Source organism: Micromonospora sp. CNZ280 (assembly GCF_011759515.1).
The window spans coordinates 787,034-813,803 of the sequence record NZ_JAAOYP010000002.1; the positions used below are offsets into that span (position 1 = coordinate 787,034).

Genomic DNA, 26,770 nt, shown 5'->3' on the forward strand with positions numbered 1-26,770 from the left:
AGATCTTGCCACGGGCGACGAATACGCCTCCACCTGCTGACCCGGCGCGGCTGCGGTTCGCCGCCCTAGCGGCGGGCCGCCGACCGATCGCGTACCTCGGCCGCCCGGCTCGCCGCGGCGCGCGCCTGCTCTTCCCGCCCCAGGTCGCGCAGGATCCCGGCGAGCGCCTCCAGCGCGTTGGCGAGGTTCTGTCCGTGCACGGCCGCATCCTCCCGCGCCAGTCGTTCCACGATCTCGACGGCTCGTCGGGCTGGTTCCACGGCCGCTGCCGGGCGCAACCGCCACCGGTTGACCGCCAGGAGATACAGCGTCGCGGCGAGCGCCGGCTCGTGGGTGGCGGCGTCGACGCGCACGAGCCGCTCGTAGATGTCGACCGCCTCCGTCGCCGCGACCGCCGCCTCTCGGTGCTGCCCGACCCGCTCCAGCCTCCGGACCTGGCGTTGCAACGCCAACGCGAGGTGATCGTGGTGTTCGGTGGACCCGTCGCGGGCCAGGCGACGGCGGACCGCGACGGCCTCCCGGCCGGCGGCCAGGGACTCCCCTGGCCGGTCCAGGATCCACAGCGCCTCGGCCAGCAGCTTCAGCGTCACGGCCAGGCCGTGCTCGTCGTGCGGGTCGCCGCCGGCCCGCTGGCGGTACGCCGCCGCTATCTGGTCCAGCGTGGCAACGGTCTCGTCCTGGGCCACCTGCCCGTAGCCGCTGTCGTCGGGCGACTCCTCCGGCGTCACCCCCGCCCCGTTGGTGGCCACCGCCACCAGCGCTCCGCCGAGACCGTGCTCCAGCCCACTGGCGGTGCCCTCCCGCCGGAGTTCCTCGGCGATCTCGCCGATCACGTCCAGCGCCTCGTCCCACCGCCCCAGCATCACCAGGACGGCGCCGTTGGCGGCCATTACGCCGATGACGTCGTACCGGAGATCGTCGTCCGCGGACTTGAGGAAGTCGATGAGGTCGCGCTGCACGGCCAGGACGAGATCCCATCGCTCCAGCTGCCGCAGCATGTAGTCGAGCACCAGCGAGGCGTGGAACAACGCCAGCCGGTGAGCGGTGGGGTTGGCGCGCGCCTGGCGGCGGAGCACGTGGATGGCGCCTTCCAGGCCGGCCCCCGCGTCGTCCTCGGACCCCTGCACCCACAGCAGGCCGAGCGTCAGGGAGACCGTCTCGGCCCAGGCATCGCTGCCGTCCGGGTCGTCCGCCCGCCGAGTCGGGGCGATTCCCACCGCCTCGTCGAGCACGGCGAGGGCCGGCTCGGCCCGGCCCAGCCGTAACAGCACTCCAGCCTGGACCACCAGGGTGAAGTGAAGCGCGAACCGACGCGCCTCCTGCTGTTCGGGATCCGCCGGATCGTCGCCCGCCAGCCGGCGGGCAGCCTCGACCGCCTCAGCGGCGAGCGCCGCCGCCTGCTCCGGCTCCGACGTCACCAGGTTGCCCGCGAGGTTGGCCAGCATGAGCGGCATGGTGTCGGCGTACTCGTCCGGATCGTCCCGCGCCAGCCGGCTGACGATCTCGACGCACTCGCGGGCGAAGGCCCGTGACTCCTCGGCCGCACCGAGATGCGGCCCGAAGACGCCGACCACCGAGAGCGCCGCGGCGAGGTCCTTCTCGTGTTCGGCGGGGTTGTCGCGGGCCAACCGCCGCAGGATCTCGACAGCCTCGCGGAACGCCGCCAGCGCCTCGTCCCGACGGGCCGGGCCGGGCCGTAACGCGTCACCGCCGACCGACAGATGCCGGAAGACGCCCGGCTCGGGTACGAGGTTCAGGCCGACCAGCACCTGGGCGAGGTTCAGCGCCGCCCAGGCGAGCTTGGGCTCGAAGGACCGCGGATCGGTCGCGACCAGCGCGCGGTACAGCCGTACGGCCTCCCTGAGCGCGTCGGCGGCCTCTTCCTCCCGGTTGGCCCGGTCGAGCCAGCGACCCAGGACGTCGTGCAGCTCGGCGCGCGCGGCGGGGTCGGTGACGGTCGGCAGGCGGTGCCGCGCCAGGCGCTCGGCGAGGTCGGCGGCGGCGACGGTCAGGTCGCCGGCCGCGTCGTGCGGATCCTCCGGCAGCAGACGCTCGAGCCCTTCCAGGGTGGCGATCAGGTGGGGCCAACGCTCGCTGGCGGCGGTGAGGAACGTGAACGCGCGCGCGGCGTACGGCGGCAGCCGGTTGTCGCCGGCCGGTGGGGTGAGCAGCACCTCGGCAACGCCGTGGGTCCAGGCGTCCGACGCGTGGCCGGGCAGGTCGTGTCCGGGCAGGCACAGGGCCAGGAAGTCCTCGGCGAGGCGGTCGGGATAGAGCGGCTCCAGCGCGGTGCGGGGGTCGGCGGGCGGGTAGCAGAACGTGTGGTCGTCGAGCACCTGGTCGGCGTCGCCGACGCCGACCCTGTCCAGGGCCGCCCTGGCGTCCCGGTAGGCCAGGGGGCCGGTGAGGGCGGCGGTGAACACGGCCCGGCGCATCTGGGTCGGGGTGGTGGTGAACGTCGTACGCCCGCCCGTCAGCGGGTCGCCGCTGGCGTGCATGGCGTGCCAGTGGAGGTTCTCGCGTTCCAGCAGGTAGGCGGTCAGGGCGGTCATGCCCTCGCGTGGCACCTCCGGCTGGGATGCGCTGCGGGCGTGGCGGTCGACGGCGACCAGCGCCGCCATGTGCACCGCGAGGGTGAGGCCGAACTCGTCGCGTTCCAGCCAGTCGGGTACGCCGATCGCGGCGGCGTCCGGCAGTCCGTAGCGGCGGGCGAAGCAGTCCCGGGCGGCGACGAACATGCTGCCTCGGGCGTCACGGGTGCGCGGGAGAGCGCCCAACGCCTGGCTGGTGCAACCCTCGGGCGACCAGCCGGCCTGGGCGAGGGCGTGGCGCAGGGCGACCCAGATGTGCTCGTTGCGCGCGAGGAGCAGCACCCGCACCGGCACGTTCTGGTCGAACACCTTGTTGCTGAACAGCCACGTGAGGTGGGCCAGCGGCCACCGATCGGCGTAGTCGACCACCATGAGCAACCCTCGGGCGCCCCCGACGCGCAGGTCGTGGCTGGTCGGCTCGTTGAGATCGACCACCCGGGCCGGCGTGTGCTCGGCGACGATCACCTTCCACCCGTCCCGGGCCGCCAGCCCGGCGAGGTGGCTGGCCAGACGGGTCTTGCCCTGGCCACCGGGGGCGTGCAACCAGCGGACCGCGCGGCCGCCACCGCCGTCGCGCCAGGCGGTCAGATCGCCGACCTCGCCGTGCCGGCCGGTGAAGTCCACGACGGCGTGCCGGGCGTTGAGCAGGTGGCTCGGCTGAGCCGGCAGCCCCTGGCCGTCCACGGCGAGGCTCAGGCCCGGCCGCCGGCCGGCTTCGCTGAGCAGGTACACGGGTCGGCCGTCGCCGAAGACGTGCAGGTCGGCCCCGATCACTCCGTAGCCGAAGCCGTTCTCGACGAACACCTGCTGGTGCGCGCTCGGTGTGCGCCCCCACTGGTCGGGCGCGCCGTCGACGGCGGTCACCGCGGATCGTCCGAGCTGTCCATGGCCGCGACCACGACCGTCGCGCCGCTGGCCGCCAGCGCCGTCCGAACCTCGATCGACAACGGCGGCTCCTCTCGGTGCGATCGCCCGGCTCCGTCGACGTCGACGGGATGCCGGGCCCGACCCTCACCCGGCGCAGCGCCCCTCGGCAGCATGTGCCGCACCGCTTCGGCGGGACTCCCAGCGGGTATCAGCCGGTGACGAAACAGCGATGTCCACGGATGGACGGCTACACGGTAGACGGGTAGGTCAACCGAACCGATGGTGCGGCGTCGTCGAGGACGGCTCGCACGACCTGGCCGAACGGCGGATGTGCACGGCCAACTCGCGGTGGCCTGGGTCCTCGACGGCCAGGACCCCGGTGCCCTGCTCCCGCGGGTCCACGCCGGCATAGGAGGCCGGCACCTCACCGGCAGCCTGCGGGTCACCGCGTCGGCTGGGGCTCCCCTCCCCGACTGATCCGCAGGGTCAGCACATCGGTACGGACCGTGATGTGTCCGTGAAAGAGGACCGCGTCACCCGTTCCGTAGCCGATCTGGGTCGCGGTAACCAGCGGATGCCCGACCGCCACGCCGAGCCGGGCGTTGGCCTCCTCGTCGGCGAGGACGGCGGCGAGCTCGATCTCCGCTCGCCGAACTGGCATGCCGGTGGCACTGGCGAGGAACTCGAACATGTCGAGGTCGATGCTGACCAGGCCGGAGGGATCGAGGTCACGGCCGTCGAAGCGGAGCGGCAGATGGTCCCGGATCCAGGCCGCCGCGACGCCGTCGACGGCGAAGAGGCGGTCGACCCGCCACACCGGCGAGTCCGGCTCCACCCCGAGCACCTTGGCACAGTCAGCCGGGCATTTCGCCCGGCTGACCGCGGCGTCCTGAAGTGTCGGCCGGTGCCCCGAGGCGGTGATCCGGTCGCGCAGAGCGGTGACGTCACCGATCGACACCGGCACCCGTTCCGCGCCGTCGTGCACGAAGGTGCCGATCCCCCAGGTACGGGTCACCACCCCCTCGGCGGCGAGCTGGCCCAGCACCTCACGCACGGTGGCTCGGCTGACCTTCAACCGGTCGGCCAGGTCCCGCTCGTTGGGCAGCTTGTCGCCCGACCGGAACTCACTGCCGATCAGCTCCCGCAGCCGACCGTGCGCGGTCTGTAGCGCGGTTTCGCGCCGAACCATCCGCCCTCACCTCATCGCTCCCCGCCGCCATCAGCGGCGTACGGAGTGTAGTTCGTCGGTCCCTACTCGGCCGAACGGCCGGGAGGGCATTACCAGACCTGTTCGAGCACCCGGATGGTGTTCCCGCCGATGACCTTGGCGATCTCGTCGTCCGAGTAGTCGTGCTTGACCAGCCAGCCGACGATGTTCCCGAACGCCTCGCCCGGGTTCTCCAGCCCGGACACGTACTCCACCCGAGGGTGCTCCGGCCGATTGCCGGCGTCGTGGGCGTAGTTGCCGGCGTACGTGTTGTGCACCCCGACGTGATCACCGAACATGGTGTCCGGGCCGAACGTGACGTGGTCGATACCGACCAGGTCGACGCAGTAGGTGAAGTGGTCCATCACCGATTCGATCGAGTGGTGCTTGTGCGCCTCGGAGAGGGTGGTGTGCGGGGCGGCCTCGATGCCGATCACGCCACCGCGCTCGGCGCAGGCCCGGATCACCTCGTCCGGCTTCATCCGGGAGGTGTTCCAGACCGAACGGGCACCGGCGTGGGTGATGAACACCGGGACCCGGCTTGCCTCGATCACATCCAGCGAGGTCTGGTCGCCGGAGTGCGAGATGTCGATGGCGATGCCGAGCTTGTTCATCCGGTCCACCGCGCGCCGACCGAAGTGGGTGAGCCCACCGTCGTGCTTCTCGGAGAGGCCGCCGCCGAGCATGTTCGCCTGGCTGTACGCGATACCGAGCTGGCGGACACCGAAGCCGTACAGGATGTCGATCCGGTCCAGCTCGTTCTCGATCGGGCTGCTGCACTCCAGGCCGGCGACCAGGGCCAGCCGGCCGTCTCGCTTCGCGGTGTGGATGTCGGCCAGCGAGGTGGCCAGGAAGACGTGGTCCTGCTTGTAGAGATCGCTCATCCGCATCCCGAGGGCGTAGATGAGGTCGTTCCACTTCCAGCCGTTCTCGCTGGTCACGCAGGAGGCCCCGGCCATGAAGTTGTCGAAGACCGCGGCCAGACCGGAGCGGGCCAGGCCCTCGTAGCCGGTGCGCTGGCGCGCGGTCCGGTTGTAGGCGCGCAACTCGCGGACGTCCTCGGGCAGGATCACCGGGTGCTCGTGCAGCGAGATCGCGGCGTGCTCGGTGAGCAGCCGCGTCACCCGCTCACGCTGGGCGTCGGTCAGTCCGAGGTCGTGCTCCGGTACCCGACCGATCTCCTTCGCCAACGTGAACACCCGGTAGTCCGAGTGCGGCTCCAGGTACGAGTACGACCTGTGGCCCTGGTACCGGGGGGCGGGTTCTTGCAGCAAGACACCTTCTCCTTTGGGACGGGTCGCCGGCCGTCACGCGGCCAGCGGGTAGTGGCAGGCGACCGGATGCGCACCGGCGGCCAGCGGCGGTTCGGTGGTGGCGCAGGTCTCGGTCGCCTGCCAGCAGCGGGTCCGGAACCGGCAGCCCGAGGGCGGGTCGACCGGGCTGGGCGGGTCGCCGGCCAGCAGGATCCGCTGTCGCTGTCGGCGGCCGGCCGGATCGGGCACCGGCACGGCGGAGAGCAGTGCCCTGGTGTACGGGTGCCGGGGCGACTCGTAGAGGTTGATCTCGGGGCCGGTCTCCACGAGCTTGCCGAGGTACATCACGGCGACCCGGTCGGAGATGTGGCGTACCACCGACAGGTCGTGGGCGATGAAGACGTACGCCACGCCGAGCTCCTCCTGGAGCCGCTCCAGCAGGTTGACCACCTGCGCCTGGACCGAGACGTCCAGTGCGGAAACCGGCTCGTCGCAGACGATCACGTCGGGGTTCAGCGCGAGCGCCCGGGCGATGCCGATGCGCTGGCGCTGGCCGCCGGAGAACTGATGCGGGTAGCGGTCCAGGTGCAGGCTGGGGTCGAGGCCGACCAGATCGAGTAGTTCCCTGATCCGCTCGGTCCGGCGCCGGCGGTCCGGCACGTCAGAGTGGATCTCGAAGGGCTGGAGCAGGATTTCCCGGATGGTGCGGCGGGGGTTCAGCGAGGTGTACGGGTCCTGAAGCACGATCTGGATCCGCCGGCGCAGGGCCCGCAACTGCCGCCCCTTGGCCTGGTGCACCACCGACGTGCCGAAGCGCACCGCGCCGGAGGTCGGCTGTTCCAGCCCAACCAGCATCCGGGCCAGGGTGCTCTTGCCGCAGCCGGACTCGCCCACCACGCCGAGCGTCTCGCCCCGGCGCAGGTCGAAGGAGACCCCGTCGACAGCCTTGACCACCCCGCCGGTGGTGAACGGGATCCGGCCCTTGAGCGGGAAGTGCTTGACCAGGTTCTCGACCCTGAGCACCACGTCATCGCTGGGTGGCACCGAGCACCTCCTCGTGGTGGTGGCAGGCGCTGGCCCGGTCGGCCGGCAGCGCCCGCAACGGCGGCAGGGTCACCAGGCATTCGTCGGTGGCCCTTGGACAACGCAGGTGGAACGGGCAGCCGGCGGGGAGCCGGGCCGGGTTGGGCGGGGCGCCGGGGATCGCGTAGAGCTGGTCGTCGCGCCGGTCGACCCGGGGCATCGAGGCGAGCAGCCCCTCGGTGTATGGGTGCGCCGGACCGGCGAAGATCTGCTCGACAGTGCCCCGCTCGACGATCCGGCCGGCGTACATCACCGCCACGTCGTCGGCGACCTCGGCGACCACCCCGAGGTCGTGGGTGATCAGCAGCAGGCCCATCCCGCTGTCCCGCTGGATCTCCGCGAGCAACTCCATCACCTGGGCCTGCACGGTCACGTCCAGGGCGGTGGTGGGCTCGTCGGCGATCAGCAGGTCCGGCTCCAGGGAGATGGCCAACGCGATCATGATGCGCTGGCGCATGCCGCCGGAGAACTGGTGCGGGTAGTCCCGGACCCGGTCCTTGGCCGCCGGGATCCGCACCCGGTCGACCAGCTCGATGGCCCGGCGGCGGGCGTCGGATCTGGACATGCCCCGCCGGACCCGCAGCACCTCCATGATCTGGTGCCCGACGGTGAAGACCGGGTTGAGCGCGGCCATCGCGTCCTGGAAAACCATGCCGATCTCTTCACCGCTGACCCGTTCGCGCTGCCTGCGCGGCAGGGTGAGCAGCTCCCGGCCGCGCAGCTGGACCGAGCCGGTGATCGTGGCGGGCGGCGCGTCGAGGATGCCCATCACCGCCTGCGCGGTGACGCTCTTACCGGAGCCGGACTCGCCGAGGATGGCCAGGGTCTGTCCGGAATCGACCCGCAGCGACACCCCGTTGACCGCGTTCACCGGCCCGTTCGGGCCGGGGAACGCGACCCGCACGTCGACGATCTCCAACAGGGTCATCGCAGCACCCCGGCCCTGCCGAGGAAGTCCCGCACCACCTGCTGGAACCTGTCCGGCTCCTCCAGCTGCGGCGAGTGGCCGGACTTCTCGAAGATCACCAGCTCGCTGTCCGGGATCAGGTCCGCGATGACCTGCGAGGCCGCCACCGGGGTACGCCAGTCGTGCCGGCCCACGGTGACCAGGGTCGGGCAAGTGATCGACGGCAGCTTCGGCTTGACGTCGTAGCGGGGCATGTTCTGCCCGAAGGCGGCGTTGTGGGTCCGGTAGTGGAACCGGGTGGCGGCCAGCCGCGCCTCGTCCTTGACCGGGTCGTGCTGGTGGTCGTAGAGCGGCAGGATGGCCCGCCAGTACTCGCGCAGCTGCCCGTCGCTCTCGAACCGGCCGGTGCCGATCCGGTCGATGACCCACTCCGGGATCACCGATCGGTCGGTGTTACGGGCCCGATCGACCGCGAGGTGGTCGTGCGCGGTGTCCGCCGCGGTGTCCCGCAGCACCAGGGCGGAGACCCGGTCCGGGTGGGCGATGGCGTACTCCATGGCGATGAACCCGCCGTACGACCCGCCGGCCATGACGATCTTCTCGTAGCCGAACTGCTCGCGGATGGCGTCCACGTCGGCCACCCACTGCTCGTGGGTGAACGGCTCGTCGTCGCTGGATTCGCCGGATCCGCGGGCGTCGAAGACGATGACCCGCATCCGGTCGGCGAACGGGCCGAACGAGCGCTTCGGCTCGCTGCGTGAGCCGAGGCCAGGCGCCCCGTGGTGCACGATCATCGCCGGCGCGTCGGTCGGGCCGAACGCCTCGACGACCAGTTCCGCTCCGTTGATCTTCATCGGACCCCCTCGATGACGTTGGATGCCAGGTCGCGCGGGTAGCCGGTGAGCCGGCGTGGACCGGCCTCCTGCACCAGGACCGTGTCGGAAATGCGGTAGCCGGCGTGGCCGGGGACGTAGACACCGGGCTCGCTGGAGAGCAGCATTCCGGGGGCGAGCACGGTGTCGTCGCCGTCCTCGACCCACGGCGCTTCGTGGTTCTGCAGCCCGATGCCGTGCCCCTGCCGGTGCCGGATGTAGTCGCCCAGTCCCTGCTCACGCAGCACGTCCAGGCAGATCTTGTTGACCTCGGCACAGGTCCGACCGGCGATCATCGCCTGGGTGCCGATCTCCTGCGCCTGCCGGTCGGCCTCGTAGTAGCGCACCTGCTCGGCGGTGGGTTCGCCGATGATGAAGGTGCGTTCGCTCTCCACGAACCGGCTGGCCACCGCCGCGCCGAGGGAGAGGATCAGGGTGTCGCCCGGCTGGATCCGCCGACGGGTCGGCAGTCCGTGCGGCAGCGCCGAGTTCGGGCCGGCGTAGACCAGCCCGCCGGCCAGCTTGGTGGTGTAGACGACAAGGTCGTACTCGGCGTACATCCGGTCGGTGCCGTGGCCGATCACGTGCCGGGCGAGCTCGTCCTCGCGGGGCAGCGGGCCCCCGCTGGCCAGCGCCTCCTCGATCAGCGCTCGCCCGACCGCGAGCATCTCGTCGCAGATCCGGGCGGCGGCCTCGTGGAACGGGATCTCCTCAGGGAACTTGCGCAGCCGCAACTGCGCCACCACGTCGGTGGTCTCCAGACTCGCCCCGGCGATGGCCCGCGACAGCGCCGTGAACGCGCCGACCGACACCCCGGCGCTCACCCCGATCCGGCGGACCGGGCCACCGGGGCTTGACAGCGCCGAGGCGAGCGTCTCCTCGGGGGTGACCACCCCGGGGTACTCGAAATAGCTGACCGTCGGGCTTGTCACGCCCTGCTGGGCGGCGTACTCCTCGTCGAGACGCGGGATCACCAGCAGCGGGTCTCCTTCGCGCGGCATCCAGAGATAGACCGGACGCTCGGTGGCGATGTAGAAGAAGCCGCTGAGGAAGGCGACGTCCGCCGGGGACGTGGCCAGGAAACCGTCCAGGCCGCGTGCGTCGAGGGCCTCGCTGAGCCGGCCGCGGACGCGGGTGTAGAAGCTCTCAGGCAGTCGCATGGGTCAGCCTCCGTTGCGGCGGGGGTCACGGGTGTCGTTGAACCGGGTTCCGGCGAGGGTCGCCGCCAGCACCAGGAACAAGATCGCCAGGGACGGGAAGAGCGTCTGCCACCAGGCGATCGCGATCGTGCCGCTGCGCTGGGCGTTGAGCAGGATGCGTCCCCAGGACCAGGCGTCCGGGTCGCCGAGGCCGAGGAAGCTCAGACCGGCCTCGGAGATCACCGCCCGGGAGGCGGTGAGCAGCACACTGACGATCATCAGCGAGACGACCGCGGGCAGGATCTCCCGGGTGACGATGCGCCAGCCGGTGGCGCCGAGCACCCGGGCCCCGTCGATGTAGGGCATCGCGCTGATCACCAGACCCTGCGACCGGATCAGCCGGGCCACCTCGGGCCAGGCGAAGAATCCGATGATCAGGGTCAGCGTCCAGACGCTCGGGTTCACCACCGCGGCGAGCATGATCATCAAGGGCAGGGTGGGCAGCGCCAGCATCACGTCGGTGATCACCGTTGCGACCGCGTCGAACGGACGGAAGTACGCCGCGGCGAGGCCGATCGCGGTGCCCAGCACGATCGCGATCAGGGAGGCGGCCAGGCCGATCACCAGACTGGTCCGGGTGCCCCAGACCACTTGGGCGAAGATGTCCTGCCCGAGGTCGTCGGTGCCGAACCAGTGCGCCCCGGACGGAGGTTGCAGCACGTCCGGGCCGGCGCCGGCGGGTTCGTCGGCGATCAGCGGCGCGAAGACCGCCATCAGCACCATCACGAGCAGCACCAGCACCGACAGCGCAACGGTGGGCTGACGCAGGTAGCCGAACCAGGAGGACCGCTTGGGCGCGGCCGGGGCTGGCGGCAGTGCCTGCTCGGTCAGCACGGGGGCACTCACAGCACCCTCCCTTCGTTGGTGGCGGCGAACGGGTCCGGGCGCGCCCCGTCCGGGGCGCTCGCGGCAATTCGTGTCGTCGCGCGGGCGGGGGCGCGCCTCGCCGGGCCGCGCGCGTTCACAGCCGGATCCGGGGGTTGAGGACCGCGTAGAGCATGTCGGTCAGTGCATTGGCGATCACCACGGTGACCGCGAGCATGATGAAGGCGCCCTGGATCACCGGGTAGTCCTGCTGCCCGACCGCCTCGTAGATCAGCCGGCCGACCCCGGGGTAGGCGAAGACCGTCTCGGTCAGCACCGCGCCGCCGACCAGGGTGCCCAGTTGCAGACCCATCAGGGTCAGCGCCGGCAGGATCGCGTTGCGCAGGCCGTGCTTCCAGACCCGGCGCCGGGCCGACAGACCGCGCGCCTGCGCGGCGCGGATGTAGTCCTCACCGAGGACCTCGATCATGTTGGTGCGCAGGGTCAGCGCGTACGGGCCGAGCTGCACCAGGACCAGGGACAGCACCGGCAGCACCAGGTGGTGGACCAGGCTCAGGTAGGCCGCCGCGCCGCGGGTGTCCGGGTCGACGGCCCCACCGATCGGGAACCAGCCGAGCCGGGCGCCGAAGAAGACCAGCAGCAGGATGGCGACGCTCGGCACGAAGAGGGCGTTCGCGCTGATCCCGAAGCCCTGCAACGCGCGGTCGAGCCACCTGCCGCGGTTGACCGCGGCGGCCACGCCGATCGGGATGCCGACGGCGATGGTGAGGACGAACGCGGTGCCGGCCAGCAGCAACGTCCAGGGCAGCCGGTCGAGGATGATGTCGGTTACCGGCTGGATCTGCCGGAACGAGATGCCCAGGTTGCCCTGGACCAGCTCGCGCAGGTACGAGACGTACTGCTCCCACAGTGGACGGTCCAGGCCGTACGTCTTGAGCAGCGCCGCCTGCATCTCCGGCGTCATGTCTCCCTCGACCATGAGGGTCGTGGGGTCCCCCGGCAGGAGCCGGAGCAGGAAGAACGTCGAAGTGATCGCAATCCATATGGTCAGGACGGCCTTCAGTGCCCGGCTGAGCACGAAACGCACCACGGGGGACCCCTCCTTTCCCTCTGGTTCGGGGGTTACTTGACCGGGGTGACCTGAGCCAGCGAGTACGCGGTGACCATGCCGAGCAGGTCCGACGGCGACGGGACGAAGCCGGTGAACTTGCTGGCGTTGTAGGCGAACCGGAAGTTCTCCACGTACAGCGGGGTCAGGTACGCCTGCTCGTGCACGACCTTGTCAATGTTCTTGATCTTGGTGCGGAACGCCTCCGGGTCGGTGGTGGCGGCCGCGTCGTTGATCAACGCGTCCATCTCCGCCGACTCGAGCAGGTTGTAGTTGATGCCACCCGGATTGCTGGACAGGTAGGTGCTGCGCAGCTGGTCCATCGGGTTGTCGAACACCCCCCACTGCGAGGCGTCGATGTCGTACTCGCCGTTCTTGGTACGGGTGAGGAAGGTGTTCCGCTCCACGCACTCGTTCTCCAGCTTGATGCCGGCCTTGGCCGCGCTCTCCCGGAAGAGCTGCACCACGCGCGTCATGTTCGCGTTGGACTGGTCGCACGCCACGCCGAAGCTCAGCTCGTCGAAGAGGCCGTCGTTGTTGGCGTCCTGGTAGCCCGCCGCGCTCAGCTTGGCCTTCGCGCCCGCCGGATCGAACGGGTACGGCTGGATCGCGGTGTTGTCGTACTCCGAGAAGATCGGCGAGATCGGGCCGGCCATCCGCTGGGCGTCGCCCTGGAGCACGGCCGAGATGATCGACTCGGTGTCGACCGCCATCGACAGCGCCTGCCGGACGTCCTGGTCGGCCAGATACTTGTTCTTCGTGTTGTAGGTAAGGTGCGCGAATCCGAGCGCGCCGACCTTCTTCAGCTTGATCTTCTGGTCGTTCTCGAACGTCTTGGCCGCCGAGATCGGCACCGGGGTGCCCATCATGTCGATGTCACCGTTGCGCAGCGCCAGCATCATCGTGTTCACGTCCGGGTAGACCCGGTACTCGACCTGGCTGACCGCGGCCTTGCCCTGGGGCGCGAGCGGGTAGTGCTCGTTGCGCTTCAGCACGTAGCGCTGACCCTTGGTCACGCTCTCCAGCACGAAGGGGCCGGCACCGACCCAGTTCGAGTCGTTGGCGAACTTGGACAGGTCGCCGGCCGGCTCGAAGACGTGCTTCGGCACGATCGACATCCAGAAGCCGACGCCCTCGGCGAACGGCGCGTACGGCTGGGAGAGCTTGAACTTCACAGTGGTCGCGTCCGGCGCCTCGATCGACTCGACCCAGGTCAGCTTCGCCGCGACGTTGCCGAGCTTGTACTTCATGATCATCTCGGCACTGAACTTGACGTCCTCGGCGACCACCGGCTTGCCGTCGGTCCACTTGAAGTCGTCCCGCAGCACAAAGACAGCGGTCCTGCCGTCGTCCTCGTAGCGGTACTCCTTGGCCAGCTCCGGCGCCTTTTTCGCGTTCTCGTCGATCCGCAGCAGGTGCGGGTACATCGCGTTGAGAATCCACGAGTCGGTCTTGCTCAGCGACTGCAGCGGGTTGAAGTTGCTCACGTCGGTGGTGGTACCGATCCGCAACACCGCGTCCGACGACGAGCCACCGGAGGACGAGTTGCCCTCGTTCAGACCACAGCCGGAGATACCCAGCGCGGCCGCCACGCCAAGCGCGACAGCGACCCGCCACCGACCCTTGACTGTCTTTTTCACCAAACCTCCTCAAGAACCCGGATGATGTTGCCGCCGATGACCTTGGCGATCTCGTCGTCGGAGTAGCCGTGCGCGACAAGCCACCCGACGATGTTGCTGAAGCACTCCGCCGGGTTCTCCATGCCGCTCACGTAGGGCACCCGGGGGTGGTCCACCACGCCGTGGGCCTTCCCGATCGCCAGGTGCTGGGTGAAGCTGTCGTGCAGCCCGACGTGGTCACCGAAGTTGGTGTCCGGACCGAACGCCACATGGTCGATGCCGACCAGCTCCACGCAGTAGGTGAAGTGGTCCATCACCGACTCGATCGAATGGTGCGGGTGGCCCGCCGACAGGGTGGTGTGCGGAGCGGCCTCGATGCCGATCACGCCACCCCGGTCGGCGCAGGCCCGGATCACCTCGTCCGGCTTCATCCGAGGGGTGTTCCAGACCGAACGGGCACCGGCGTGGGTGATGAACACCGGGACCCGACTGGCCTCGATCACATCCAGCGAGGTCTGGTCGCCGGAGTGCGAGATGTCGATGGCGATGCCGAGCTTGTTCATCCGGTCCACCGCACGCCGACCGAAGTGGGTCAGGCCACCGTCGCGGTCCTCGGAGAGGCCGGAACCGAGCATGTTCGCCTGGCTGTACGCGATGCCCATCTGGCGGACACCGAAGCCGTAGAGGATGTCGATCCGGTCCAGCTCGTTCTCGATCATCGTGGCCGCTTCCAGACCGGCCACCAGGGCGATCTGGCCGTTGCGCTTGGCCTCGAAGATCTGTTCCAGGGTGGTCGCCACCACCACGTGGTCCTGCTTGGCGACGTCGGCGAAGCGCAGGCCGATGTCGTAGATGACGTCGTCCCACTTCCAGGCGTGCTCGCTGGTCACGCAGCCGGTGCCGTTCATGAAGTTGTCGAAGACCGCGGTCAGACCGGACCGGGCCAGACCTTCGAACCCGAAGGCGTTGCGGCCGGTGCGGTTGTAGTCGCGCAGCTGCGTCACGTCGGCCGGCAGGATCTTCGGGTGCTCGTGCAGCGAGATGGCCAGGTGTTCGCGCAGCAGCCGGGAGACCCGGGCTCGCTGCTCGTCGCTCAGGCCGAGGTCGTGTTCGGGGACCCGGCCGATCTGTGGCGCGAGCTCGAAGACCTTGTAGTCAACGTGCGCCGTCAGGTAGTCGAAGGACCGGTATCCGGCATAGCGGGGGGCGGGTTCCTGCACTCGTCAACTCACCTCGTAAGTCAGGAGGCCTGAGGAATGAGGTCTGACCTCATGCCTCGTGCTGGGAAGGTATCGAGGGATACCGGACTTCGGAATACCTCGTAATCTGACCGTTATCGAAAAGCGCTGACGTTCCCGCTGGTCGGGACGGGTTCTGGGCATCACGGCCGCCGACACAACCGGGATCAATCCGACCCGTCCGAGGCTCGGAGAAGCCACAGGAAGAGCACCAACTCCCCCTCCGCCACGCCATTTCAGCCAGTGGTCAGACCACTTCGGCCGATCGCCTGCGGGGAAGGCAGGCCGGCAGCAGTGCCGCCGTCACGTGATCCACCCGGTCGCTGCCTCCAGGCCGGGCCATCCGCCGTGGGCCCGCTCCCTCCCCCGAGGGGAGGGGTCCGCTCGTGCGAGGGGAGGCGTCGCCCGGGCGAGGTAGCGAGGCCGGGAACATGATCAGGAAACAGCTCACGCTGACTGCGGGACGGTCGCTGGCGGCCATCGGCGTCCTGCCCGCCGCGGTGCTCCTCCGCCACCCCTACTGGAGCGAGTGGCTCACCGGCGGACTGCGTCGGGGCGAAGGCAGCGACGTCCCTGTCCGTGCTCTGGGCACTGCCCGGGAGCTTCGTCGCCTCCCTCGTCCTGCTCGGCCTCCTGCTCGCTCAGGCTTGGACGGCGCGGCGAGCGGACGCCGGGCGGAGCGCGACGGGGCCGGCGACCGGGCGGCAGGAGGAGGCGCGGTCGCGGCGCTGATCGCGTTGCTGGGCCGGCGCGGCACGACCGGTGGAACCCCCGTCAGCGCAGGCGCAGTCCGGCGATCAGGAGTCCGACCATGCGCCGTGCGTCGTAACGGGGGTTGCTGTCCGCGCCGATACAGAGATTGCCGACGCCGCGCAGCAGTTCGTAGGCGTCCACGTCGGGACGGATCTCGCCGGCCGCCGCGGCGGCGTCGAGCAGCTGGGCGCACACGGGGACGAGTCGGTCGAGGAAGTACGCGTGCAGCGCCTCGAAGGCGGCGTCGTCGGACTGCAACGCCTCGGCGAGGCCGTGCTTGGTGACCAGGAAGTCGACGAAGGTGTCGATCCATCGCGCCAGGGCGGCGTGCGGTGCGGCGCTGTCCGCCAGCAGTGTCGGGCCGGCCTCGGCGAGCGCCTCGACCTGGTGCCGGTAGACGGCGACGATCAGGTCGGCGCGGGTCGGGAAGTGGCGGTAGATCGTGCCGACGCCGACGCCGGCCCGGGCGGCGATGTCGCGCACGGGCACGTCGACGCCGGACGCGATGAAGGCGGCTGCGGCAGCGTCCAGCAGCGTCTTCTCGTTGCGTCGGGCGTCGGCCCGCTTGCGCGTTGCGGATGACCCTGGACCGCCGTCGGTGTCGACCACCAGCCCCACTCCCATCGTCACTTGGCAAACGGAACGGAGTTCCGTATTCTGTTTAACGGAACGTTGCTCCGCTTGTTCAGCATGCCAGAGCGAGCGGCGCACCGCCATGCCCCGCAACCTCTGACGGAGGAAACAGCCATGCAGTACCGCACCTTGGGCCGCACCGGCGTGCAGGTCAGCACGCTCGTGCTCGGCGCGATGAACTTCGGCAGCCTGGGCCGTACCACCCAGGACGAGGTCACCGCCATGGTCGACGCCGCCATCGATGGGGGAATCAACCTCGTGGACACCGCCGACATGTACGGCCGGGGCGAGTCGGAGGAGATGGTCGGCAAGGCCATCGCCGGCCGCCGCGACGACCTCGTGCTGGCCACGAAGGCGGGCATGCCGATGGGCGACGAGCGCAACCAGCAGGGCAGTTCGCGCCGCTGGCTGGTGACCGCGCTGGACAACAGCCTGCGCCGGCTCGGCGTCGACCACGTCGACCTCTACCAGATCCACCGCTGGGATCCGAGGACCGGCGACGAGGAGACCCTGTCGGCGTTGACCGACCTGCAGCGCGCGGGAAAGATCCGCTACTTCGGCTCCTCGACGTTCCCCGCGTACCGCATCGTGCAGGCGGAGTGGGCCGCCCGGGAGAACCACCTGAGCCGGTACGTCACCGAACAGCCGAGCTACTCGATCCTGCAGCGCGGGATCGAGACCCACGTACTGCCGGTCACCGAGCAGTACGGGCTCGGCGTGCTGGCGTGGAGCCCGTTGGCCTCGGGCTGGCTGTCCGGCGCCATCCGGAAGGGCCGGGAGATCACCACCAGCCGCTCGGCCTTCATGCCGCAGCGCTTCGACGTCGCGACCCCCGCAAACCAGGCCCGGCTCGACGCCGTCGAGCGGCTGGCCACGCTCGCCGACGAGGCCGGTCTGACGATGATCCAGCTCGCGCTCGGATTCGTCACCTCGCACCGCGCCGTGACCAGCGCGATCGTCGGCCCCCGCACGATGGACCACCTGCGCTCCCAGCTCGCCGCCGCCGACACCGTGCTCTCCGGCGACGTGCTCGACGCGATCGACGCGATCGTCGCCCCCGGCGTCGACCTCGCCCCCGACGAGAAGCACGACACCCCGCCCGCCCTGCTCGACCCGGCGCTGCGGCGGCGCTGACCGCTCGTCACGCCGGCCGTCAGTCGCGGGCGGCGGCCAAACTGGTCCGCCGCCCGCGCCTGACGCGGCAGGCTGCCGGGGCTCAGCTGGACCGTGCGGCTCAGGCGGCGCGACCGGCCTTGAGTGCGGCTGCGGTGTCGACGGCTCGGCGGGCCTGGTGACGGGCCGCCTGCAAGGCCACGTCTCCGGGCGGGCCGTCGCCGGCGACGTGGGAGGTGCCGTAGGGATTGCCCGACTGGAACTGGATGGGGTCGGTGTAGCCGGGCGGCACGATGATGCCGCCCCAGTGGTGGAAGACGTTCCCCAGCGCCAGAAGGGTGGCTTCCTGTCCGCCGTGGGCGGTGTTGGAGGCGGTGAAGGCCGAGTACACCTTGTCGGCGAGCCCGCCCCGCAGCCACAGCGGGCCGGTGGTGTCGATGAACGCCTTGAGCTGGCTGGCCACGTTGCCGAAGCGGGTGGGGGTGCCGAACAACACCACGTCGGCCCAGGCCAGGTCGTCGAGACCGGCCTCGGCGACGTCAGCGGTGTCCGCGCGGTGCCGGGCCCACTCCGGCCTGGCGTTGATCGCCTCCGGTGGTGCCAGTTCGGCGACCTTGCGCAGTCGCACCTGCGCGCCGGCCTTCTCCGCGCCCTCGACGGCGGCTTGCGCCAGGGCGTACACGGTGCCGGTGGCGCTGTAGTAGATGATCGCCACGTTCACGGGTTCCATGCTCGTTCTCCACCTCAGGTTCCAGGATGGTGCCGTTCAGCGGTACGACGGCGCGACCCGGCGGAATGTCAGGCGGGGCGCCGGCCCGCACAATCGGGTGCGCTGTCTCGTCGAACCGGTGAAGGCAGAACGACCGAGGGAGTTGGCGGCACCATGACCACCCCACCCCGGCCAGGACAGGACGGGCCCGATCCGGGCCTGAGCGCGATCATGAGCGAACGGCGTCAACTGATCGGTCTCGCGTACCGGCTCCTCGGGTCCCTGGCCGACGCCGAGGATGTCGTGCAGGAGACCTACGCCCGCTGGTACGCCATGTCGGCGCAGCAGCAGGACGCCATCGAGTCCCCCGGCGCCTGGCTGACGAAGGTCGCCGGTCGCATCTGCCTCGACGTGCTCCGCTCGGCACGCGTCAGGCGGGAACGGTACGTGGGCGAATGGCTTCCGGAGCCGCTACCCGGGCACCCGGGGTGGATCCATGGGCGCCCGGGTGACGCCACGGTCGACCCGGTCGACCGGGTCACCCTCGACGAGTCGCTCAGCATGGCCTTCCTGGTCGTGCTCGATTCGATGAGCCCCGCCGAGCGCGTCGCGTTCGTGCTGCACGACGTCTTCCGCTACTCCTTCGCGGAGGTGGCCGAGATCGTCGGCCGTACGCCGGCGGCATGTCGCCAGCTGGCCTCGTCGGCACGCCGTCGCGTTCGCGCGGCGCGGGTGCCCACGACTCCGACAGCTCAGCAGGCCGACATCGTCAGGGCCTTCAAGCAGGCATGGGAAGCCAGGGACATCACCGCCCTCGTCGGCCTGCTGGCCCCCGACGCCACCGCGACCGGCGACGGCGGCGGACTCGTCCGGTCCGAACCCCGCCCGGTTGACGGCGCCGAGCGGATTGCGCGCTTCTTCGCCGACCGGGCTGGTCCGGTGGCCGGCATGGCGATCGTGGAGCGCAGCGTCAACGGTCAGCCCGGTCTCGTGGCTCAGCTCGACGGCGTCCCGGTGGCGGTCTACGCGTTCCGCGTCGCGGGCGACCGGATCAAGCACATCTGGGCGATCCTCAACCCGGAGAAGCTCCGGCCCTGGACGACAGGCTGAGACGCCCCTGCCCACCATCGATCCACCGGCAACCGCACAAGGGTTGTTGGTGCGACCAACATCCTGTACCGTTGGCCGCACCAACAATTATCCCGGGAGATCGCCATGCACATCCCCTTCGGTCCCCAACTGATCGGACAGACCGAGAAGACCCTCAACGCCATCCTCACCACGATCCTCGGTGACCGGCTGACCGAGCCGCAGTGGGTGACGCTGCGACTCGCGAGCCTGCTGGAGCAGGAGATCTCCAGCGGCGACGACCTCGCTCGGAAGGTCGCCGACAGAGCGCGCTTCGACAACGCCGGCGAGCTCGTGCGGGACCTCACCACGGCCGGGCTGCTTCGCGGCGGGCGGCTGACCGACGACGGCCGGCGGGCCGTCTCGCAGATCCAGGCGCAGACCGCCGAGCGGGTCGCCCCGGTCTGGGCGGACCTGCCTCCGGACGACGTGGCCGCCACCACGCGGGTGCTCAACGAGGTGCTGCGGCGGGCCAGAGCCGTTCTCGCCTGAGCGGGGCGCCACCGCCCTGCTCGTGACGACGAAAAGCCAGGCCTGGCTGCGGAGCCGAACGGAACGGTGCGCCACGGGGTCGAGTTATTCCTTGACAGGAATATTCCCTGTCGGGAATACTCGAACCCGTGGACGCACTCCTCACCGCGCTGGCCGATCCGGCCCGCTGGCGGCTCGTGACCCTGCTGGCCGAGCGGCCCCGCCCGGTCGGCGTCCTCGCCAAGCTCGCCGGGGCACGCCAGCCGCAGACGACCAAGCACCTGCAGGCCCTCGAGCGTGCCGGGCTGGTGACCTCGCAGCGCACCGGCCAGCGCCGCATCTACGCGCTCCGGCCCGACGCCCTGCGGGAGCTGGCGACTGCGCTCGGCCGGCTCGCCGACAGCGCGGACCAGGCCGGCGGCCCGCTCGCGACCTACGACCGCTACGGCATCAGCCTGCAGGCCGAGCGGCTCGCCGCGACGGCGCCGGGCTGGGCCGACGGCCGCTCGTTCGGGTTCCTCCGGTCACTGCCGGCGCACCCCGGGCTGGTCTGGCGCCACCTGACCGAGGCCGGCCTGCTCGCCCGCTGGTGGACCCCCGACGGCCTGCGCGTCTCCGAACTCGTCTTCGAGGCCCGACCGGGCGGACGGATCGTCCAGGAGTACCGCGACGCCGAGGACGCCGACGGCTCCGACCTGGTCGCCGGGCGCGCGGAGGGCGTCGTCGACGACGTACGCCCGGCTGAACGCCTCATCTACCGGCTCTCCCCGCTGCTTCCCGACGGCGGCCTCGCCTTCACCGCCCACGTCGGCCTCCACCTCCGGCCCACCGACACCGGCACGGACCTCGACGTCCGGTGGCGGCTCACCGGCAGCACCGTCGACTCCGCCGACTTCATCGCCGGCATCGAGATCGGCTTCGGCCAGAGCCTCGACAAGCTCGCGGCGGTTCTCGCCGCGGACCCGCACGACGCCGACGCCACCGATGGCACCGGCACCGACACAAGGAGCACGACGTGACACAGCAGACCGCCGGCCGCAGGGTCGTCACCAACATCGCCCTCTCCCTCGACGGCCACTACGCCTCGCCGCGCAACCCGGAGGACATGAGCTGGGTGATGCCGTACGCCCATACCGACGTCGCCCGTGACCACCTGACGAGCCTCTGGGAGCCGGCAACGACGGCCCTGCTCGGGCGGGTCAACGCCGAGGGGTTCCTCGCTTTCTGGCCCACCGTGATCGGCTCCGAAGGCGTCGACCCGCGTGACGAGGGCTTCGCGAAGTGGCTCGTCGACACCGACAAGGTGGTCTTCTCCGGCACCCTCGGCGAGGCGCCGTGGGAGCGGACCACGATCGTCGACAAGCCGACCGCCGAGGTGGTGGCGGACCTCAAGGCCGCCGGAGGCGGCGACATCCTCGTGGTCTCCAGCGCGAGCGTCATCAAGGCGCTGCTGGCGGCCGACATGGTCGACCGGCTGGCGATGACGATCTTCCCGGTCTTCCTCGGTGGCGGGCCGCGACTCTTCGACGACGGCCTACCCGCCGGGCGGTGGACGCTCGCCAGCCAGGCCGCGGGCGAGCACGGCACCCTGGCACTCGTCTACGACCGGGTTCGCTGAGCCGGCCGACCAACGTCCCCAGCCGGCGCGCCGCCCCGGCACGGCAGGACGTCCACGTCGCGCCGGCACCACCCGCGCCGAGCGGGCGGGTGGTGCCGGCGCGGCGGTGGTCCGGCGGAGGACTCTATCGGCCGTCGGTCGACCCCGCTCCCGTCCACGGTGGCGGCTATCCGCGGAGGCGCTGCTCGTGCACGCGCAGCGCCACCGTCGTGGCGTCCAGCAACGGTGTGGGTACGCCGAGCGCCCGGGCCCGCGTCGTGAGGTCGCCGAAGATCTGCTCGGCCTCGGTCGGCTGTCCTGCGATCAGGTCCCGGTAGAGCGAGGCGGTGTCGGCCGAACCGGAGCGGGTCACGAAGGCCCGGACGGTGTCGAGGGCCGGCTGCGGCACCGGATACCCGGCCGCCGCGGCGACGGCCGCGACCTCGGCTGCGATCTGCGCGCCGAGGCGGTCGCCGTCGGGAACCGCCACGGCGTCGCCCACGGAGCCGCGCGCCAGGGTGTTGAGCGCGCCGAGCGTGCTGATGAAGACCCACTTGTGCCACATGGCACGGCGGATGTCGGGCGAGATGGAGAGGTCGAAGCCCGCACCGGAGAGCAACCCGCCGATCTCCTCGACGCGCTGCGACGTGCCGCCCCGCTGCTCGCCGACCACGATCTCGGCCAGGGCGCCCAGCCGGACGATGTCACCCGAGGCGTCGAGTGTGGTGAGGACCCGGACCACGCCGCCGAGCACGGCGTCCACACCGAACCGCTCGTTCAACGCGTCCATGTGCGCCATCCCGTTGAGGAACGGAATCACCGTGGTATGCGGGCCGACCGCGGCGGCGACGTCGTCGATCGCCGCCGGCAGCGCGGTGGCCTTCACCGAGACGAGGACGATGTCGTAATGCCCGTCGAGCTGGGCGGCGGTGAGCAGCCGGGGCGTGAGCACGGTCTCGGCACCCAGGCCGGTGATCCGCAGCCCTCGCTCCCGCAGCACGTCGGCACGCCTGGGCCGAACGAGGAAGGTGACGTCCCGCCCGGCCTGCTGGAGCTTGGCCCCGAAGTAGCCTCCGGTCGCGCCGGCCCCGACCACAAGAATCCTCATGCGCCGAGAGGTTACCGCTGGGCGGCCAAGGCGCCACACGTGCACGCTGCTCTACCTGGACACCTCGCGGGCGGGCAGCCGCCGCTGGTGCGCGATGGAGGTCTGCGGCAGCCGCGACAAGATGACCCGCTACCGTCGGCGCGCCACCGCACGCTGAGGCCCGCCCCGGCTCCTCTGCCGCTACCCCTTGTCCACCTCGACATCCCAGGCCGGGCCGGACCTGTCGCGCCATTCGTCAGCGAACGTCCGCGCGAGGTCGCACAGTTCGTCCAGCACGATCTGGCTCGCCGCGGTGAGCGCCGATCGACTGCGGACGGCCGCGTAGACGTGGCGGGTCAGCGGTCGGCGCAGCGGGCGGGTGGCGACGTGGTAGCGCCGGTCGACGGCCAGTTCGGGCAGGAGCGACACGGACAGGCCCGCCTCGACGTGCGCCAGCAACAGCTCGTAGCTGGCGAAGCGGCCCGCCACGACCGGTTCGAAACCGGCCTTCCGGCAGGTGCTCGTGACCAGGCTCGACAGGTACGTACCGGGCATGTCGATGGACCAGGCCGCATCGGCGAAGTCGGCCACATCCGCCGGAGCCTCCGGGCCGGCCTGCGACCGGGGCACCACGAGCACTATCGCGTCGGTGAGCAGGGGGATGGTGTGCACGTCCGGGTGCAGCGGCATGGATCCGTCGATGAAATCCGCGGTCACGATGACGTCGTAGTCCCCCCGACGCAGCGCCGGATGGCTGGCCTGCGGATCGAGTTCGGAGACGGACAGGTCGATCTGTGGATGCCTCCGCCGCAGCCGCGCGACGAGGGGAATGACCAGAGTGCGGATGGCGCTGGAGAACGCCGCGAGGCGTACCGGTCCCGCTGGTTGTCCGGAGGCGCCCGCCAGGTCGGCCTCGGCGGCCTTGAGCTGGTCGAGGATGATGCGGGCGTGCCGGGCAAGCGTGCGCCCGGCGGTGGTGAGCTGGACGCGACGGCCGGTGCGCCGCAGCAGTTCGGCGCGGGCCTCCGTCTCCAGCACCGCCAGCTGCGCCGACACCGCCGACGGGCTCAGATGCAGGGCGGCGGCGACGGCCCGTACGGTGCCGAGGCTGTCCAGCAGGCTGAGCATCTCCAGGCGGGCCGTGTTCAGCCGCATCGGAACTCCTTGTACGCGATTTCCGCACAGCGTAGCCACAAACTTCAGCTATTCGCGTACAACGAACGGTCCTATCGTCAGGCTCATGACGCTGACCGCTGACCAGACTGCCGCCGGACAATTCTGGTCCGACGTCGACCGCCACCTGGTGCGTTACGGCGCTCCGTTCACGCCCGCGATCATCGAGCGCGCGGCCGGAAGCTTCGTGTACACCGCCGACGGCCGGCGGATCCTGGACTTCACCTCGGGCCAGATGAGCGCGATTCTCGGCCACAGCCACCCCGCGATCGTCCAGACTGTGCAGCGGGGGATCGCGAGCCTCGACCACCTGTTCAGCGGCATGCTGTCGCGCCCGGTCGTCGACCTCGCGCGCCGGCTCGCCGGATCTCTCCCGCCGCCACTGGAGAAGGCGCTGCTGCTGACCACCGGCGCCGAGTCGAACGAGGCGGCCATCCGGATGGCCAAGCTCGTGACAGGCCGGCATGAGATCGTCGCCTTCGCCCGGTCGTGGCACGGCATGACGCACGCCGCGGCCGCCGCGACGTACAGCGCCGGCCACCAGGGGTACGGGCCCACCCCGCCGGGAAACTTCGCCATCCCCGCCCCCAACCCGTACCGCCCCGACTTCACCACCCCGGATGGCGGGTTCGACTGGCAGCGGCAGCTCGACTACGGCTTCGCCCTCGTCGACGCCCAGTCGTCGGGGAGTCTCGCGGCCTGCATCGTCGAGCCGATCCTCAGCTCTGGCGGCGTCATCGAGCCGCCCCCGGGGTACTTCGCCGCGCTGGCACGTAAGTGCCGCGAACGCGGCATGCTGCTGATCGTCGACGAGGCGCAAACCGGTCTGTGCCGCACCGGCACGTGGTACGCCTTCCAGCGCGACGGCATCGTGCCCGACATCCTCACCCTCTCCAAGACGCTGGGCGCCGGCCTACCACTCGCCGCGGTGGTCACCACCGAGGAGATCGAACGAACGGCACACGACCGCGGCTACCTCTTCTACACCACCCACGTGTCCGATCCCCTCGTCGCCGCCGTCGGCAACACCGTGCTCGACGTCCTCGAACAGGAGCAGATGGACGTACGGGCGCGGGGACTCGGCGAGTTCCTCCGCGCCGGCCTGCTCGAGATGCGGGACCGCCACCACGTCGTGGGAGACGTACGGGGACGCGGCCTGATGCAGGGCGTCGAACTCGTCGTCGACCGGGAAACCGGGCAGGGCTCGGACGCTCTCGGCGTCCAGGTCACCCGCCGCTGCCTCGAACTCGGACTGCACATGAACGTCGTGCAACTGCCCGGCATGGGTGGCACCTTCCGGATCGCGCCGCCGCTCACCACGACGCGTGAGGAAGTGGCCCTCGGTCTGGAGATCCTGGACCAGGCGATCGGCGAGGCGACGCCGGCCGCCTGAGTGGTCGGCCGACCGGACCGCGGCCGTCGCGCCGTTCCTTCCCTCTCATCGGCAGTCCGGACCGTGTTCCAGTCAGGCTGGTGTCGGGACGTGGAGGCGTCCGTCGTGCATCTCGACGACCCGGTCGACGGCCGCGAGGTGGCCGCGGTCGTGGGTGACCAGGACGGTAGCGGTGCGCTGCTGGTGGGTGAGGCGTGTGATCAGGTCGATGACCGCCGTGCCTCGTTCGTGGTCGAGGGCGCTGGTGGGTTCGTCGACCAGGAGGATGGTGGGGTCGTTCATCAGCGCCCGGGCGATGTTGATGCGCTGACGTTGACCGCCGGAGAGCTGGTGGGGGTGGCGCCGGGCCTGGCCGGCGAGGCCGACGGCGTCGAGCAGCTCCATGGCGCGGCCACGGGCCTTGGCGGGAGACCGGCCGTCCATCTCCGCCATCACCTGCAGCTGTTCGGCGGCGGTCAGGGACGGCAGCAGGTTCGGCTGCTGGAAGACGATACCGATCTTGCGGCGGCGAAGGTCGGTCAGCGCTGCCCGGGTCAGACCGGAGGTGGCGGTGCCGTCGATGGCGAGGACGCCGGAGTCAGGGGTGATCAGGGTGGCCGCGACCGCGAGGAGGCTCGACTTGCCGGAGCCCGAGGGGCCGATGACGGCGGTCAGGCTGCCCCTGGCGACGTCCAGGGTGACGCGGTCGAGGGCGGTCAGGCGGGAATCCCCGTCGGGGTAGGTGAGGGTGACGTCGGTCAGGCTGAGGCTCATCGTGCGGCTCCCAGGGCGGTGAGCGGGTCGACGGAGGTGATCCGGCGGATGGACAGCGCGGCCCCGAGCACGCCGAGCAGGATCATCACCGCGGCCGGAACGAGAACCGTGGCGGGGGCCAGGACGAACGGCACGGCCGAACCGGAGACGACGGCGCCGAGTCCGGCGGCGATGCCGGTGCCGGTCAGCGTGCCGCCGACGAGCAGGACGACGGCCTGGCCGAGGGCGTCCTTCAGCAGGTGAGCGGTGGGGGCGCCGAGGGCCTTGAGGACGGCGACGTCAGCGCTGCGCTGGATGGTCCAGACGGTGAACGAAGGCGCCGATGACCAGGGCGGAGATGGCGAACAGGAAGCCACGCATGAGCTGCAGGGAGCCGTTCTCGGCGGTGTAGGAGCCGATCGCGGACAGCGAGTCGTTCCGGGATGTCGTCCTGGTGCCCGCAGCCCGGTCGGCGGCTGCCAGGTCGGCGCCGGCCGTGGTGGTCAGGGCGATCACGGTGGCGGTCGGGCTGCCGCTGCTGCCGGTGGGCGGTGCGATCTGCTGCCAGACGGCGAGACTGGTCCAGATGACGGGGGTGTGGCTGAAGAAGGCGTCGCCGTGGATGGCGGCGACGGTCAGGTGCTGTCCGGCCAGGGTGAGCTGGTCACCCGGGGCCAGGCCCAGGTCGTCGGCGGCCTGGGCGGACAGCACCACCCCGTGTCGGTCGAGCTTGCCGCTGTGCGGGACGAGCCGGGAGCCCGGCTCGACGCCGAAGGCGGAGACCCCGGCGCTCCTGTCGCCCGCGGTGGCCATGGTCGTCGTGATGCCGATCGGTTCGGCGCTGGTGACCCCCGGAGTCCGGGCCCACCGCCGCCACTGATTCTCGGTGACGGTGGAGTTGGCGTACGAGAGGTCCTGCCCGCTCGGCGGACCGAAAGCGATCTTGTCGGCGGGCAGGCCGGTGATCGCGGAGACGTTCTGCTGGGCCAGACCGGCGGTCAACCCGGACAGCAGGCCGACCAGCAGGGTGATCAGCACGATGACCGTGCCGATCAGGGCAAACCGCCCCTTGGCGAACCTCAGGTCTCTCCAGGCGACGAACACGGCCCTGGCCTGCCCTTCTGACGGTGGAAGCTGTTACCTCCACGGTCGCCGCCAGGCCCCGGCCCCGGCATCTGCCACGGAATGGCACTTCCGGGCCCGGTAGGCGGC

Annotated in this window: 25 protein-coding genes; 7 read left to right on the plus strand and 18 right to left on the minus strand. The window is 70.8% G+C overall.

Annotation, left to right across the window (positions count from 1 at the left end):
- Positions 1-65: 65 nt before the first annotated feature.
- From FHX32_RS18635 to FHX32_RS18690, 12 genes are all read right to left on the minus strand, one after another.
- Positions 66-3,455, minus strand: a complete 3,390-nt coding sequence (locus tag FHX32_RS18635) for a hypothetical protein (protein WP_167184550.1) — start codon at positions 3,453-3,455, stop codon at positions 66-68.
- 445 nt (positions 3,456-3,900) lie between these two features.
- Positions 3,901-4,647 carry a GntR family transcriptional regulator gene (locus tag FHX32_RS18640; protein ID WP_167184552.1) on the minus strand — a complete coding sequence of 249 codons (747 nt, stop codon included), beginning with the start codon at positions 4,645-4,647 and terminating at the stop codon, positions 3,901-3,903.
- 89 nt (positions 4,648-4,736) lie between these two features.
- Entirely contained in the window at positions 4,737-5,939 is a 1,203-nt protein-coding gene (locus FHX32_RS18645) for a membrane dipeptidase (protein WP_208418859.1), read from the minus strand.
- A gap of 33 nt (positions 5,940-5,972) precedes the next feature.
- Positions 5,973-6,962 (minus strand): dipeptide ABC transporter ATP-binding protein, encoded by a 990-nt coding sequence (locus FHX32_RS18650; protein ID WP_167184554.1) that lies wholly within the window; start codon positions 6,960-6,962, stop codon positions 5,973-5,975.
- Entirely contained in the window at positions 6,946-7,929 is a 984-nt protein-coding gene (locus FHX32_RS18655; RefSeq protein WP_167184556.1) for an ABC transporter ATP-binding protein, read from the minus strand. The genes FHX32_RS18650 and FHX32_RS18655 overlap by 17 nt, the downstream gene beginning before the upstream one ends.
- A complete protein-coding gene (locus FHX32_RS18660; protein WP_167184558.1) occupies positions 7,926-8,762 on the minus strand; it encodes an alpha/beta fold hydrolase in 837 nt (278 codons plus the stop codon). The genes FHX32_RS18655 and FHX32_RS18660 overlap by 4 nt, the downstream gene beginning before the upstream one ends.
- Complete coding sequence (locus FHX32_RS18665) at positions 8,759-9,940, minus strand: M24 family metallopeptidase (RefSeq protein ID WP_167184560.1); 1,182 nt, start codon at positions 9,938-9,940, stop codon at positions 8,759-8,761. The genes FHX32_RS18660 and FHX32_RS18665 overlap by 4 nt, the downstream gene beginning before the upstream one ends.
- Before the next feature lie 3 nt (positions 9,941-9,943).
- A complete protein-coding gene (locus FHX32_RS18670; RefSeq protein WP_486481176.1) occupies positions 9,944-10,825 on the minus strand; it encodes an ABC transporter permease in 882 nt (293 codons plus the stop codon).
- Between the two features lie 115 nt (positions 10,826-10,940).
- The gene (locus tag FHX32_RS18675) at positions 10,941-11,894 is read right to left on the minus strand and encodes an ABC transporter permease (protein WP_167184562.1); all 954 of its coding nucleotides are present in this window, start codon (positions 11,892-11,894) and stop codon (positions 10,941-10,943) included.
- A gap of 32 nt (positions 11,895-11,926) precedes the next feature.
- On the minus strand, positions 11,927-13,552 hold the full coding sequence (locus tag FHX32_RS18680; RefSeq protein ID WP_167184564.1) for an ABC transporter substrate-binding protein: 1,626 nt from the start codon (positions 13,550-13,552) through the stop codon (positions 11,927-11,929).
- Positions 13,549-14,751 (minus strand): membrane dipeptidase, encoded by a 1,203-nt coding sequence (locus FHX32_RS18685; protein WP_167184566.1) that lies wholly within the window; start codon positions 14,749-14,751, stop codon positions 13,549-13,551. The genes FHX32_RS18680 and FHX32_RS18685 overlap by 4 nt, the downstream gene beginning before the upstream one ends.
- A 792-nt stretch (positions 14,752-15,543) precedes the next feature.
- Positions 15,544-16,146: a TetR/AcrR family transcriptional regulator gene (locus tag FHX32_RS18690; protein WP_208419061.1), complete on the minus strand. Its 603-nt coding sequence runs from the start codon at positions 16,144-16,146 to the stop codon at positions 15,544-15,546.
- Between the two features lie 123 nt (positions 16,147-16,269).
- On the opposite strand from FHX32_RS18690, the gene FHX32_RS18695 reads away from it, so the two are divergent.
- Positions 16,270-17,289 (plus strand): aldo/keto reductase, encoded by a 1,020-nt coding sequence (locus FHX32_RS18695; RefSeq protein ID WP_167184568.1) that lies wholly within the window; start codon positions 16,270-16,272, stop codon positions 17,287-17,289.
- 100 nt (positions 17,290-17,389) lie between these two features.
- Here the strand turns inward: FHX32_RS18695 and wrbA are convergent, their stop codons facing one another.
- The gene (wrbA, locus tag FHX32_RS18700) at positions 17,390-17,998 is read right to left on the minus strand and encodes an NAD(P)H:quinone oxidoreductase (protein ID WP_167184570.1); all 609 of its coding nucleotides are present in this window, start codon (positions 17,996-17,998) and stop codon (positions 17,390-17,392) included.
- Positions 17,999-18,151: 153 nt separating this feature from the next.
- Here wrbA and sigJ point away from each other — a divergent pair, with 153 nt between their 5' ends.
- The 4 genes from sigJ to FHX32_RS18720 all read left to right on the plus strand — a co-directional run bounded on the left by sigJ (position 18,152) and on the right by FHX32_RS18720 (position 21,194).
- Entirely contained in the window at positions 18,152-19,087 is a 936-nt protein-coding gene (gene sigJ, locus FHX32_RS18705; RefSeq protein WP_167184573.1) for an RNA polymerase sigma factor SigJ, read from the plus strand.
- 105 nt (positions 19,088-19,192) lie between these two features.
- Positions 19,193-19,597 carry a helix-turn-helix domain-containing protein gene (locus FHX32_RS18710; RefSeq protein ID WP_167184576.1) on the plus strand — a complete coding sequence of 135 codons (405 nt, stop codon included), beginning with the start codon at positions 19,193-19,195 and terminating at the stop codon, positions 19,595-19,597.
- Positions 19,598-19,725: 128 nt separating this feature from the next.
- The gene (locus FHX32_RS18715) at positions 19,726-20,595 is read left to right on the plus strand and encodes a metalloregulator ArsR/SmtB family transcription factor (RefSeq protein ID WP_167184579.1); all 870 of its coding nucleotides are present in this window, start codon (positions 19,726-19,728) and stop codon (positions 20,593-20,595) included.
- A complete protein-coding gene (locus FHX32_RS18720; RefSeq protein ID WP_167184582.1) occupies positions 20,592-21,194 on the plus strand; it encodes a dihydrofolate reductase family protein in 603 nt (200 codons plus the stop codon). The genes FHX32_RS18715 and FHX32_RS18720 overlap by 4 nt, the downstream gene beginning before the upstream one ends.
- A 166-nt stretch (positions 21,195-21,360) precedes the next feature.
- On the opposite strand, the gene FHX32_RS18725 is transcribed toward FHX32_RS18720, so the two are convergent.
- Positions 21,361-22,281, minus strand: coding sequence for a ketopantoate reductase family protein (locus FHX32_RS18725; RefSeq protein WP_167184585.1), 921 nt, complete (start codon positions 22,279-22,281; stop codon positions 21,361-21,363).
- Here FHX32_RS18725 and FHX32_RS18730 point away from each other — a divergent pair.
- Complete coding sequence (locus FHX32_RS18730) at positions 22,280-22,438, plus strand: CGNR zinc finger domain-containing protein (RefSeq protein ID WP_167184588.1); 159 nt, start codon at positions 22,280-22,282, stop codon at positions 22,436-22,438. The two genes, FHX32_RS18725 and FHX32_RS18730, sit on opposite strands and share 2 nt — an antisense overlap.
- Before the next feature lie 23 nt (positions 22,439-22,461).
- On the opposite strand, the gene FHX32_RS18735 is transcribed toward FHX32_RS18730, so the two are convergent.
- Positions 22,462-23,415: a LysR substrate-binding domain-containing protein gene (locus FHX32_RS18735; protein WP_167184591.1), complete on the minus strand. Its 954-nt coding sequence runs from the start codon at positions 23,413-23,415 to the stop codon at positions 22,462-22,464.
- Here FHX32_RS18735 and FHX32_RS18740 point away from each other — a divergent pair.
- The gene (locus FHX32_RS18740; protein ID WP_486481177.1) at positions 23,402-24,826 is read left to right on the plus strand and encodes an aspartate aminotransferase family protein; all 1,425 of its coding nucleotides are present in this window, start codon (positions 23,402-23,404) and stop codon (positions 24,824-24,826) included. The two genes, FHX32_RS18735 and FHX32_RS18740, sit on opposite strands and share 14 nt — an antisense overlap.
- A 72-nt stretch (positions 24,827-24,898) precedes the next feature.
- Here FHX32_RS18740 and FHX32_RS18745 read toward each other — a convergent pair whose 3' ends face one another.
- Genes FHX32_RS18745 through FHX32_RS18750 form a run of 3 tightly spaced genes read right to left on the minus strand, consistent with a single transcriptional unit; the run spans position 24,899 to position 26,662 of the window.
- The gene (locus tag FHX32_RS18745) at positions 24,899-25,579 is read right to left on the minus strand and encodes an ABC transporter ATP-binding protein (protein ID WP_167184595.1); all 681 of its coding nucleotides are present in this window, start codon (positions 25,577-25,579) and stop codon (positions 24,899-24,901) included.
- The gene (locus FHX32_RS35195) at positions 25,576-25,935 is read right to left on the minus strand and encodes an FtsX-like permease family protein (protein WP_486481178.1); all 360 of its coding nucleotides are present in this window, start codon (positions 25,933-25,935) and stop codon (positions 25,576-25,578) included. Before FHX32_RS35195 ends, FHX32_RS18745 begins: the two co-directional genes overlap by 4 nt.
- Positions 25,859-26,662: an ABC transporter permease gene (locus tag FHX32_RS18750; protein ID WP_486481179.1), complete on the minus strand. Its 804-nt coding sequence runs from the start codon at positions 26,660-26,662 to the stop codon at positions 25,859-25,861. The genes FHX32_RS35195 and FHX32_RS18750 overlap by 77 nt, the downstream gene beginning before the upstream one ends.
- Positions 26,663-26,770: the final 108 nt, after the last annotated feature.